This window comes from Duganella radicis, from assembly GCF_009720825.1.
GTDB classification, from domain to species: Bacteria; Pseudomonadota; Gammaproteobacteria; order Burkholderiales; family Burkholderiaceae_D; genus Rugamonas; species Rugamonas radicis.
In genome coordinates, this window is sequence record NZ_WNKY01000048.1 from 33,519 (window position 1) to 45,488 (window position 11,970).

Below are 11,970 nucleotides of genomic sequence, written 5' to 3' on the forward strand. Positions count from 1 at the left end.
GGTCCGGTCCGATTGATGAATGGCAGCGGCTGCGGCACCACATGGTCGAGCTGAGCCGGCGTCACATATTCGTGGCGGTGTCGCTGGCCTTGCATGCCGCGCTGATCGCACTGTGCTACTACTTCGGCGCCTATCGGATCGAACTGATGCGGCAACAGGACCTTGTGCGCGCTGGCGCCGAATTATCGAAGCAGTCGAGCATGGAAAAGCGCGTGCAGGACATGAAACAGATCAGCGACTTGCTGGAACAAAGTGATCGCGCCAGTACCTTGTCCGATACCACCGAGGACCAGACGAGCTTCAGCGCCACTTCGCTACCGAAGACACCGGCCGAATTGCTTGAACAAGCCAGACAGTTGTCCGAGTCCATCGCCGAGGTGGAAGCGCGTCTCAAGGCCGACGAACTGGCACGCATCGAAGGGATCTCGAAGGACCAGGCGCGTAAGCAACTTGATGCCCCGGCGCCGATGCCGGCGCAGGGGGCGGCGCCAGCGGCGGACGCCCGGCCTGAACAGGTAGCGACCGAGATCGAGCAGCTTGCTGCGCTTGCACGCGCCGCGCTGATGCAACGGCAACAGGATCTGCGGCGCCGTGTCAATGGCGTTGCCGTGCAAAGCCCGGAGCGCACCGCCGGCAAGGCATACGGTGGCGGCCGGCGTCCTGACGCGGTCCGAAGCGGCGCTGGCGGGGAACGGGCCAGCGACGGTCCGCTTGGCACGCCCTCTGGTGGCGGCGATAGCCTGGCCATCGAACGGATCGACAGGTTTATCAATCGTGATCTTGCACTTCCCCAGCATGTCTCCGGGCGCTATGGGCGTAACCACGAAAGCATCTTCAACCCCGGGGTCGGCCAAATCCCATTGGTCGATGCCGGCGCCATGCACAAAGGTGCCGGCCGTATGCTGGGCCGCGGCGGTGAATTTGCCAACCGCGTGTATGTCAACAGTTGGTATCTGATCGGACCGTTTGAAGGAAGGCATGGCAGCGGACTATTTTCCAACTACCGCTATCCGCCGGAAGATGGTGTCGCGTTGGACGCCGCCTATCGTGGAAAGGACAACCGGATCGTGAGGTGGCGTTACTTCAACGCCGACAGTTACCCACTCGTGCCGCCCGACTTCGCCGAAGACGCCGTCTACTACGGCTATACCGAGCTCATGCTGGACAGGGAGCAGGACCTGACGATGTGGATCGGCGCCGATGACGATGCCCAAGTGTGGCTCAACGACCGACAGGTTTGGACAGGTGGCAACATCAACAAAATGTCGCTCTGGCATGCCCTCTACGATACCCAGAATACCCACGCGCGGGACTTTAACATGACCGAGGGAAAACGTAGAGCGCGCTTCAGGAAAGGCCGCAACAAGATATTTTTCAAATTGGCGAACGGGCCATCGCGCATATATTTCTCATTGGTGTTGACGAAATAAAACGGCGAGATTGCTCACGCATACGCTGGATGGATTTGCTGCCCATGTCCGCCTCCGGTGCAGGGGATTTATGCCTCTATTCTAACGTCCAGACGTATTGCAGGCGCGTCCAGGATTCGATTGGTTTGCCGGCTCTGGTGGCAGGTTTGAAGATGCATTTTTCAATGCCGGTGCGCGAGGCTTCGTCGAGGTCGGTGTGGCCGCTGCTGTGCTCCACACGGGAGTTCTTTACCTTGCCGGTGCGGTCGATCAAAAAGCCCAGTTGCACGGTGCCGGTGCGGTTTTCGTTGATCGCCGCTGCCGGGTATTCCGGCTTGGCGCAGGTCTTGAAGTCGATCCGCGCCGGCTTGCGGCCGTAGGCGTTTTTGTCTGCCGCTGTGGCTTCGGTGTAGATCGACAGACAGGCCAGCGCCACGCCCAGCATGGCAATCGCGGCTTTCCAGTTCAGGGCCTGCGGGGCAGGTTTTAATAGGTGCTGAATACGCATCATCAGGTTTCCTCCATTGGCCGCTTGGGCCAGTTGGTTTGTGGAGAACCGGAGCCGCTCTAGTTCAGAGAGAGCAAGGGCCAGGCGCCGCGGTTCGCCTAGCTGCCTTGCGGCGATATCGTCTGCTATCAGTTCGCGTTCAACGCGGATGCGGTTCGAGATCCACCACACGGCAGGGTGGTAGAACAGTAGCGTTTCAATCACGTTCTGGAGCAGGTTAATCAGGTAGTCGTGTCGTTTGATGTGAGCCATTTCGTGCGCCAGCAGAGCCTCCAGCAAGTCCGGCGGCATACCGCCCACCAACGCGGCTGGCACCAGCACCACGGGGCGCCACCAGCCGGCGGTGACTGGGCTGGCCAGCGCATCGACCACGCGCAGGCGCACTGCACGTGTGATGCCGAAGCGCTGCGCCAGCCTTGCCAGATCGGCTTCCCAGCGCAGCTGGTCGTGGCGGCGGCAGTTGCCTGGGTGGCGCGAGACGCGGTCTATCCACAGCAGTCCAAGCATCATGCGTAGCGCCAGCGCGGCGGCGCACAGCGCCCATACGCCAACGATGGCGCGCAGTGAGTCGCGCAGGTTGAACCATTGGTCGTTGTCGAGCAGGTCGGCGCCCTGCCACGGCAGGCCGTGGATGCTGGCGCCGGCGGCCGTCGCTTCGCTGGCGACGCGCTGCCATAGTTCCAGCGCCGGCCAGCACAGGCACGCCAGCAGGGCGACGCAGGCGACGATGTAGCGGTACTCCGCGCGGCTGTTGCGCAGCAAGGTGAGGGTGATCGCGGTGGCGCAGCCGATCAACAGACCTTGCCACAGGAAGTGCATCAGCGTCATGCCGAGGGCGAAGATGAAGGCGCTCATTTGCTGTCGTCCTTCAGCAGCTTTTCGATTTCTGCGCGCTCTTTTTTGGAGATGCCGCTGCGGAGGGCGGCCAGCACCAAAGCCTTGGCCGAACCGGCGAAGGCTTTCTGCATCAGGTCTTTGAGCAGGCTCGATTGCAGCGCGTCCTGCGCTTGGGCCGGCGCGTAGATGTGGGAGCGCTGGCTTTCGTCGCGCGTCAGGATGCCTTTGGTGTGCATGATCTGCATCAGGCGCAGCACGGTGCCGTAGGCCAGGTCCGGTTTATCGGCCAGCATGGCCTCGTGCACCTGCTTGGCAGTGGCCGTACCGAGCGGCCACAGTGCTTGCAGCAGTTCCAGCTCGCCGGCGGTGGGTTTCGGAATACTCATGACGTCTCCCTGATTGCAGTAGACTTAGAGTATTCTGGCTAGACAGAATTGTATACTTCTTGTTGCAGAAAGTAGACATTAATGTATAGTTTCTTTATAGCGTGACGATGTGATGACGTAGGATAGCTGGAGATGATGCGCATGGAGGCGAGTTCGTCCTGCTCGACCCATTCGGCCGCGATCAGAATATCCCACAGGCGCAACGTGGTGTCAGGCTGAAACAATGCAAACAGCTCGAATGCTCCATACTTGGATGAAACCTTTAACTCCACGCGCTTCATTTTCTCAATCAACGTAGTCATAGCATCCTCATCAATGCCGAAATTGCAATGAGCATATCGCTCGCTTGTTTTTTGCTAGCGAAGCCAATTCAAGCGAGTAGCCTGCCATGTAATATGCGCCGTCATAGCGATCCGCTGTATAGAGCGCCTCGGCATCACGCAAGCGTGCCACTGAAATTTTATCGAGATCGAGTATGGTAAGCATGTGCGGCTCCGGCTGGGCTAGCGCACATTTTCCTGGAGAGTAGCAGGCTTACCAAGTGTGAGATCCATCTGATCTGACATGGACCAAGTGGATCTCTTCCAATCAGGTATGGCTTAGTTGCGTGTGCCGATCATCCAGCCGTAGGGCGCTAGTGTGGCGGCTGCGGCGTGCCAGTCGGACGTATAGAGTGGTTGGGCATGCGCGAGGTTTGTATCGAAGGTCAGCGTTGTCGGCGACAGGTTGGCTAGCACCACGATGTCATCGCGGGTGAAGCCGATGGCGCCGGGGGGCAGGCCTTCAAGGAAAGCGGTGGCGCCGGTGCGTAGTGCGGCATGTTGGCGGCGCAGGGCGATCAGGGTTTGGTAGTGCGCATACAGTTCGCTGTTGAAGGCTTGCCAGTCGGGCTGCCAGCCGTCGAACAATGCCTGCCAGCCGGTCCATGTGGGCTCGCCGAATTCCTGGCCCATCAGGATGTGCGGCACGCCGTCCATGCACAGCATCACGGCGGCGGCGGGGCGGTGCGCGGCGCTGCCGAGGAAGGCGGAGATGCGGCCTTGCTCCTTGTCTTCCAGCCAGCGCATGCGCAGTGCGCCGCGCGGGAAGCTGTAGGTGGATTCGTTCCAGTAGCGGGCGAAGGCGGCGTTGTCGGCTTGCCGCAGCATTTCGCGCGTGCCGCCTTCGTAAGTCAGGTCGCAGGCGGCGAGGTGGTGGAATTCGTCGTAGGACTGCGAGATCAGCGCGATGTCGGCTCGCAGCGCCGCCAGCTCGGCGCGGATCTCGTCGAGGAAGTCGCAGGGTGTGATGTCCGAATCGTCGAAGCGTAGGCCGTCGAAGCCGAAGCGTTCGATCCAGCAGCGCATGCTGGCGATCAGGTACTGTCGCAACTCGCGGTTGGCAAAGTTAAAGCCGGCAAAGTAGTCGCGATTGGGGACGGCATAGTAGATGCTGCCGTCGGCCCGCTGCGTGTACCACTGCGGATGCTCGCGCGTGAATGGATGATCGACGCTGCTCCGGTTCAGCGTCCAGTCCATGATCACGCGCATGCCGCGTGCGTGCGCGGCGTCGATCAGCGCGCGCAAGGATGCAGCATCGCCCAGCGCAGGATCGATGCTGTTGAAATCTCGCACCGCATAAGGATCGCCCAGCCCGCCGCGCCGTCCCTCGACACCGACCGGATGGAAGGGCATGAGCCACAACACATCCACGCCTAGCTCATTCAGGTAGGGCAGCTTGGCGCGCACGCCATCGAAGTCGCCGCCGAAGGCCGGCACGGATAGCTGGTAGATCACGCCGTCGCGCAGCCAGTCCGGACTGGCCAGCGCGGCGCGCGCATGTAGCGGACCGGGGGCTGCCGCGCTCAAGCCGTGCTGGCGCATCAGCACCGTGCCGCTTTCGTCCACCGTCAGGCAGGAATTGTTTTGACCGTCTTCCGAGATCCACGGATTGGCGGGATCGGGAATCCAGTCGGTGTCATTGACGACGATCTTGTAGAGGTGCCGTCCGGCCGGTATCGGCAGCGTCACCTGCCAGCGCGCAGAAGACACGCGCTCCATCATGCAAACATCGCCCGCCCAGCAATTGAAGGTGCCCGCCAGCGCGACGCGCTGCGCATGGGCATCATCGAAAACAAAACGCACGCCGCCGGGAACGGCGTGCGGCAGCAGTGCCGGGTCGGCGTTGAATTGCAAATCCATCGTAGTCCTTGCGCGAGTGGTGAATATTAGCGATATGATATGACGCAGACAGGGAGGTGTGTTTGATTAAACGATTAATAGCAGGCGGCGTGGTACTCGCCGGGGTTGGATTGCTGGCAGTTGGGCAGACGGGGCGCATCGTGTTGGCGTGGGCGCAGCCAACATCGGATTTCGTGCAGTGTACGACGGACCCGCGCATCTGGTGCGAGCCGGGAGCGGAGCAAGGGGCGCGTGCCATCGCGCCCTTGATGGCGGCGGCGGTCGGCGTGGTCGAACGGGCGCACTACGGCAGCTTCCCTCAGCCGATGCGGGTTCAGGTCTATGGCTCGCGCGAGAGCTTCGCGCGGCACTCGGCTGTGCAGCCCATCGCGTACGGCGCCACTGGCTTCGGGGCGGTCCATTTGTCGCCGCGTTTGTTGGCCGACCCGCCGGCGGTGCGCGCGGCGATACTCACACACGAACTGTCGCACCTGCACTTGCAGCAGCAGGCCGGCGTCGTGGCGGTGGCGCGCTTGCCTAACTGGTTCATGGAAGGTTTGCCCACGGCGGTGTCGAACGGCGGCGCCGCAGAACGCGTTTCGCGCGAGGAGGCCGTATTCGCGCTGGTCCACGGCCGCCACTTCGAAGCGGAGGCGGATGGTTCGCTGTTGTTCCCCAGGCGCGCCGATGAATTCAAGCTATCCTGGCCGATGTACTATCGCCAGAGCTCCATGATGGTGGATTACATGAAGCAGCGCGATGGCGTGGCGTTTGAGCGCTTGATCCGGGATGTCGCCGCAGGCAAGGCATTCGGCGTATCGGTGCAGGCGGCGTATGGTCAGCCGTTGTCGGTGCTGTGGCAGGAGTTTCGCGCAGGGTTGGGCCGCGATCCTGCGGCCGCCTGGCCACAAAAAAACGCCCCGCGAGCGTGAGCTGGCGGGGCGTTTCTGGCTGGGGCGGCGGATTAGCCGGCCAGCTTGGCTTTCAGCAGTTCGGTCAGCTGCGCCGGGTTGGCTTTGCCGCGCGAGGCTTTCATGGCTTGGCCGATCAGGGCGTTGATCGCAGCTTCCTTGCCAGCGCGGTACTGCTCCACTGACTTGGCGTTGTTGGCGATGACTTCGTTCACGATGGCTTCCAGCGCACCGGTGTCCGAGATCTGTTTCAGGCCTTTCGATTCGATCAGCGCGTCGACCAGATTGTCGTCGTCCGACTTGGCGGCCCACATGTCGCCGAACAGTTCTTTGGCGGTCTTGTTGTTGATGGTGCCGTCGGCGATGCGCTTCAACATCAGCGCCAGTTGCGCAGGCTTGACCGGCGCGTCGGCGATGTCCACGCCTTCGCGGTTCAGGGTCGAAGAGACATCGCCCATCAGCCAGTTGGCGGCGGCTTTGGCGTTCTCCTTGCCCGCCGCGTCCACCACGGCCACGAAGTAGGTCGCCATGGCTTTGGATGCGGTCAGCACCAGCGAGTCATATTCCGGCAGGGCGTATTCGCTGACGAAGCGAGCGCGCATGGCAGCCGGCAGTTCCGGCATCGCGGCTTTCACCTGATCGATCCATGCGTTGGAGATGACCAGCGGCGGCAGGTCCGGGTCCGGGAAGTAGCGGTAGTCCTGCGCGTCTTCCTTGCTGCGCATTTCGCGGGTTTCTTTTTTGTCCGGATCGTACAGGCGGGTGGCCTGCACCACTTTGCCGCCGTCTTCAATCAGTTCGATCTGGCGGCGCACTTCCACGTGCACGGCTTCTTCGATGAAGCGGAACGAGTTCAGGTTTTTGATCTCGCAGCGGGTGCCGAATTCCTGCTGGCCTTTCGGACGCACGGAGACGTTGATGTCGCAACGGAACGAGCCTTCCTGCATATTGCCGTCGCAGACGCCCAGCCACATCACCAGCGAGTGCAGGGCTTTGCAGTAGGCCACCGCTTCGGCGGCGCTGCGGATTTCCGGCTCGGAGACGATTTCCAGCAGTGGCGTGCCGGCGCGATTCAGGTCGATGCCCGACATGCCGGCATAGTCTTCGTGCAGCGATTTGCCGGCGTCTTCTTCCAGGTGGGCGCGCGTCAGGTTGACCGTCTTGGTGACGAATTCGCCATCCTTCTCGTAGCCGAAGGTGATGGCGCCGCCTTGCACCACCGGGTCTTCGAATTGGCTGATCTGATAGCCCTTCGGCAGGTCCGGATAGAAGTAGTTTTTGCGGGCGAAGATCGACGCCGGCGCGATTTTTGAACCGACGGCCAGGCCGAAGCGGATCGCGCGATCGACCGCTTGCTTGTTCATGACCGGCAGCACCCCAGGCAGCGCCAGGTCAACCGGGCTGGCTTGGGTGTTGGCTTCGGCGCCGAAGGTGGTCGGCGAGCCGCTGAAGATTTTAGATGCGGTAGTGAGCTGTACGTGGTTCTCAATACCGATGACGACTTCCCATTCCATATAGTTCTCGCTGTATTCGTTATTAAACGCCTGCTGGCGCGCGGGTGTGCCAGTCGGTGGCTTGCTGATAGGCGTGCGCCACGTTCAGCAGCCTGGCTTCACCAAAGTGTTTGCCGATGATTTGCAGACCGACCGGGCGATTCTTGGCGCCGAAGCCCACAGGGATCGACATGCCAGGCAGACCGGCCAGGCTGGTGGACAGGGTGTAGATGTCGGCCAGGTAGGCGGCCACCGGATCGTCCGATTTGTCGCCCAGATCCCACGCCACGGTCGGCGCCACAGGGCCCATGATCACATCGCACACGGCGTCCGGGCCGTTCAGCACCTTCTCGAAGTCCTGCGCGATCAGGCGGCGGATTTTCTGCGCTTTCAGGTAGTAGGCGTCGTAGTAGCCGTGGCACAGCACATAGGTGCCGACCATGATGCGGCGTTTCACCTCATTGCCGAAGCCCTGGTCGCGGGTCTTGCGGTACATGTCTTGCAGATCCTTGTAGCCTTCGGCACGGAAGCCGTAGCGCACGCCGTCGAAGCGCGACAGGTTGGAGGAGGCCTCGGCCGGCGCGATCATGTAGTAGGCCGGGATCGACAGCTTGGTGTTCGGCAGCGAAATGTCGACCAGCGTCGCGCCCAGTTCCACGTACTTGGCCAGCGCGGCGCGCACCGCGTCTTCCACGTCCTTCGACAGGCCTTCGCCGAAGTATTCTTTCGGCACGCCGATGCGCAGGCCGGTCAGCGGCTGGCCCAGTTCGCGGGTGAAGTCTTCGTCGACGCCGCCCAGTTCCGGCGACAGCGAGGTCGAGTCGCGCTCGTCGAAACCGGCCATGGCGTTCAGCAGCAGGGCGCAGTCTTCGGCGGTTTGCGCCATCGGGCCGCCCTGGTCCAGCGACGAGGCAAACGCGATCATGCCGAAGCGCGACACGCGGCCGTAGGTCGGCTTGATGCCGGTGATGCCGCAGAAGGCGGCCGGCTGGCGGATCGAGCCGCCGGTGTCGGTGCCGGTCACGCCCGGCGCCAGGCGCGCGGCCACGGCGGCGGCCGAGCCGCCCGACGAGCCGCCCGGCACGGCGCTTTTATCCCACGGGTTTTTCACCGCGCCGAAGGCCGAGTTCTCGTTGGCCGAGCCCATGGCGAATTCGTCGCAATTCAGCTTGCCCAGCGTGACCATGCCGGCTTTCTGGAACTTCTCGACCACGGTGGCGTCGAATGGGCTGACGTAGTTGGCCAGCATTTTGGAGCCGGCGGTGGAGCGCCAGCCTTTGGTGACGAAGATGTCCTTGTGGGCGATCGGCACGCCGGTCAGCGGGCCGGCGGTGCCGTCGGCGATGCGTTTGTCGGCTTCGGCCGCTTGCGCCAGGGTCAGCGCGCGGTCCATGTGCAGGAAGGCATTCAGGTCGCTTTGCTCGATGCGGTCGAGGAACTGGGTGGCCAGTTCGGTGGCGGTGATCGCTTTGCTTTGCAGGAGGGCGGAGAGCTCTTTAATGGTTTTGGTGTGCATGGCGTTTCAATTCAGATTCGGTGATCGGTGCGGTGAGTGCGGCGCAAGGCTTACTCGATCACTTTCGGCACCAGGTACAGGCCGTCCTGGGTCTTCGGTGCGACGGCTTGGTAATCGTCGCGGCGATTCGGCTCGCTGGCCACGTCTTCGCGCAGGCGCAGGGCGATGTTGTTCATGTGCGCCGCCAGCGGGTGGCTCAGCGGAGCGACGCCCTCGGTGTCGACCGCCTGCATCTGTTCGGCCAGCGCGAAGATGCCATTCAGCTGTTCCAGAGCGGTCGCGCTCTGCTGCTCGCTCATCTCAAGTTGGGCCAGTTTGGCAATGCGGGTTACGTCGGATAGGGTCAGGGACATGGCGCGTTAATTGTAATATTGATAAAGAACTTGAATATCTGCCTATTCGTCTTCAACTACCGACGAATGCCGCTTAAATCGCGGGCTGGGGCACTGCACTTTTGGATGGATTTTGGATAAATCGCAGTCAAATTATAAGGTAGAATGGCGGGTTGATGCGTTGTCGGCGCCGAATCAATGCTGCCGCCGCATCCGGACAGAATTTTTCACTTAACGGTTTACGCGCACATACGTCGCGCCACAGGACACTTTAATGTTTGGTTTTTTACGTCGTTACATTTCCTCTGACCTGGCCATCGACCTTGGCACGGCCAACACCCTGATCTACGTTCGCGGCCAGGGGATCGTCCTGGATGAACCTTCGGTTGTCGCGATCCGCCAGGAAGGCGGCCCGAATGGCAAGAAGACCATTCAAGCGGTTGGTAAAGAAGCAAAGCAGATGCTGGGTAAAGTACCTGGCAATATCGAGGCGATCCGCCCGATGAAAGACGGCGTGATCGCCGACTTCACCGTCACCGAACAAATGCTGAAGCAGTTCATCCGCATGGTGCACGACTCCAAATTCTTCCGCCCATCGCCACGCATCATCATTTGCGTGCCTTGCGGCTCGACCCAGGTGGAACGCCGCGCGATCCGTGAATCGGCGCTGGGCGCCGGCGCCTCGCAGGTGTATCTGATCGAAGAGCCGATGGCAGCGGCCATCGGCGCCGGCCTGCCGGTGTCCGACGCAACCGGCTCGATGGTGGTGGACATCGGTGGCGGTACCACCGAAGTGGGCATCATCTCGCTGGGCGGCATGGTCTACAAAGGTTCGGTGCGCGTGGGCGGCGACAAGTTCGACGAAGCCATCGTCAACTACATCCGCCGCAACTACGGCATGCTGATCGGCGAACAGACCGCCGAGGCGATCAAGAAGGCCATCGGTTCCGCCTTCCCTGGCTCCGAAGTCAAGGAGATGGAAGTCAAGGGCCGCAACCTGTCGGAAGGTATTCCGCGCTCGTTCACCATCTCGTCCAACGAGATCCTGGAAGCGCTGACCGACCCGCTGAACAACATCGTCTCCGCCGTGAAGAACGCGCTGGAACAGACCCCGCCGGAACTGGGCGCGGACATCGCCGAAAAAGGCATGATGCTGACCGGCGGCGGCGCGCTGCTGCGCGATCTGGATCGCCTGCTGATGGAAGAAACCGGCCTGCCGGTGCTGGTGGCGGAAGATCCGCTGACCTGCGTGGTGCGCGGCTCCGGCATGGCGCTGGAGCGGATGGACCAACTGGGTTCGATCTTCTCCTACGAATGATCTGACTAAAACGGGGCCGCGAATCAGCGGCCCCGATGCTTATTGGAAGTCATGGAATACAGTCCTCCGCCACTTTTCAAGCAAGGCGCCTCGGCGCGGGTCAAGATGACGGTGTTCGCGTGCATATCGATTGCACTGCTGCTGGTCGATTCGCATATGCGGACCCTGACCACGGTGCGCCAGGTGGCCGGCACCGTGCTGTATCCGCTGCAAATGGCGGCTTTGTTGCCGCGCGACGCCATCTACGGCGTCGGCGATTATTTCTCCACTTTGTCGTCGATGGAAAAGCAGGTGCGCGAGTTGCGCCGCCAGCAGATCCTCAGCTCGCAGGCGTTGCAGCAGGCGCAGTTGCAGGCGGCCGAGAATGCGCAGTTGCGCAAGCTGCTGGACGCGCGCGAGCATCTGCCGGTGAAGTCGATGCTGGCCGATGTGCTGTACGACGCGCGCGATGTCAACAGCCGCAAGATCATTCTGGATCGCGGCACGCGCCACGATGTGACGCTGGGTTTGCCGGTGATCGATAATCAGGGCGTGGTCGGGCAGGTGACGCGGGTGTTTCCGTTCACCTCCGAGGTGACGCTGCTGTCCGACAAGGAGCAGGCGATTCCGGTGCAACTGCTGCGCAATGGCTTGCGTTCCGTGGCCTATGGGCGCGGCAAGGCGGGCAATCTGGAGTTGCGCTTTACGGCGCCGAATGCGGACATTCAGGTGGGCGATATCGTGGTTACTTCGGGTCTGGACGGTGTGTATCCGGCCGGTCTGGCGGTGGCGCGCGTGTCGCAGGTGGAGAACAGCGCCGGCGGTTCGTTCGGCGGCGTGATCTGCCAGCCATTGGCCGGCATCATGAACAATACGCAGTTGCTGATTCTGATGTCGACGCCGGACATGCCTCCGCGACCGGCGGATGAGGAGCAGCGTCCGCTGCGCAAGCACAATAACAAGATGGCGCCGATCAAGGACGTACCGAAAGAGGGCGCGGACGGCCAGCCCGCCGCCGCACCGGCGGCAAACGGTTCGCCCGGCCTGATGCCGGTGATGCCGCCGCCCGCGCCGAAAGCCGCCGCCGCCGATGCCGCAGCCGTCGCGGCGCCGGCCACCGCG

The 11,970-nt window shown here is 62.2% G+C and carries 12 protein-coding genes; 4 read left to right on the top strand and 8 right to left on the bottom strand.

The features are described 5' to 3' along the window. Positions 1-41 precede the first annotated feature (41 nt). Complete coding sequence (locus GM676_RS26585) at positions 42-1,430, top strand: hypothetical protein (protein ID WP_155467219.1); 1,389 nt, start codon at positions 42-44, stop codon at positions 1,428-1,430. A 76-nt stretch (positions 1,431-1,506) separates the two neighbouring features. On the opposite strand, the gene GM676_RS26590 is transcribed toward GM676_RS26585, so the two are convergent. From GM676_RS26590 to GM676_RS26610, 5 genes are all read right to left on the bottom strand, one after another. Then, positions 1,507-2,772, bottom strand: a complete 1,266-nt coding sequence (locus GM676_RS26590; RefSeq protein WP_155467220.1) for a M56 family metallopeptidase — start codon at positions 2,770-2,772, stop codon at positions 1,507-1,509. Further along, positions 2,769-3,140, bottom strand: coding sequence for a BlaI/MecI/CopY family transcriptional regulator (locus GM676_RS26595; RefSeq protein WP_155467221.1), 372 nt, complete (start codon positions 3,138-3,140; stop codon positions 2,769-2,771). Before GM676_RS26595 ends, GM676_RS26590 begins: the two co-directional genes overlap by 4 nt. Positions 3,141-3,178: 38 nt before the next feature. Then, on the bottom strand, positions 3,179-3,442 hold the full coding sequence (locus GM676_RS26600; protein WP_155467222.1) for a hypothetical protein: 264 nt from the start codon (positions 3,440-3,442) through the stop codon (positions 3,179-3,181). A gap of 10 nt (positions 3,443-3,452) precedes the next feature. Further along, the gene (locus tag GM676_RS26605; RefSeq protein WP_155467223.1) at positions 3,453-3,626 is read right to left on the bottom strand and encodes a hypothetical protein; all 174 of its coding nucleotides are present in this window, start codon (positions 3,624-3,626) and stop codon (positions 3,453-3,455) included. A 113-nt stretch (positions 3,627-3,739) separates the two neighbouring features. Further along, positions 3,740-5,320: an alpha-amylase family glycosyl hydrolase gene (locus tag GM676_RS26610; protein WP_155467224.1), complete on the bottom strand. Its 1,581-nt coding sequence runs from the start codon at positions 5,318-5,320 to the stop codon at positions 3,740-3,742. A 173-nt stretch (positions 5,321-5,493) separates the two neighbouring features. On the opposite strand from GM676_RS26610, the gene GM676_RS26615 reads away from it, so the two are divergent. Further along, entirely contained in the window at positions 5,494-6,231 is a 738-nt protein-coding gene (locus GM676_RS26615; protein ID WP_155467225.1) for a hypothetical protein, read from the top strand. Between the two features lie 32 nt (positions 6,232-6,263). Here the strand turns inward: GM676_RS26615 and gatB are convergent, their stop codons facing one another. The 3 genes from gatB to gatC are packed head-to-tail and all read right to left on the bottom strand — an operon-like array spanning position 6,264 to position 9,572. Further along, positions 6,264-7,724 carry an Asp-tRNA(Asn)/Glu-tRNA(Gln) amidotransferase subunit GatB gene (gene gatB / locus GM676_RS26620; protein WP_155467226.1) on the bottom strand — a complete coding sequence of 487 codons (1,461 nt, stop codon included), beginning with the start codon at positions 7,722-7,724 and terminating at the stop codon, positions 6,264-6,266. 22 nt (positions 7,725-7,746) lie between these two features. Continuing rightward, a complete protein-coding gene (gene gatA / locus GM676_RS26625) occupies positions 7,747-9,219 on the bottom strand; it encodes an Asp-tRNA(Asn)/Glu-tRNA(Gln) amidotransferase subunit GatA (RefSeq protein WP_155467227.1) in 1,473 nt (490 codons plus the stop codon). A gap of 50 nt (positions 9,220-9,269) precedes the next feature. After that, complete coding sequence (gatC, locus tag GM676_RS26630) at positions 9,270-9,572, bottom strand: Asp-tRNA(Asn)/Glu-tRNA(Gln) amidotransferase subunit GatC (RefSeq protein ID WP_155467228.1); 303 nt, start codon at positions 9,570-9,572, stop codon at positions 9,270-9,272. Between the two features lie 253 nt (positions 9,573-9,825). Between gatC and GM676_RS26635 the strand changes: the two genes are divergently transcribed. Together GM676_RS26635 and mreC are read left to right on the top strand one after the other, a co-directional pair. Beyond that, positions 9,826-10,869 (top strand): rod shape-determining protein, encoded by a 1,044-nt coding sequence (locus GM676_RS26635; protein WP_072789105.1) that lies wholly within the window; start codon positions 9,826-9,828, stop codon positions 10,867-10,869. Between the two features lie 51 nt (positions 10,870-10,920). Further along, on the top strand, positions 10,921-11,970 hold a 1,050-nt coding region (gene mreC / locus GM676_RS26640), incomplete at its 3' end, for a rod shape-determining protein MreC (RefSeq protein WP_155467229.1).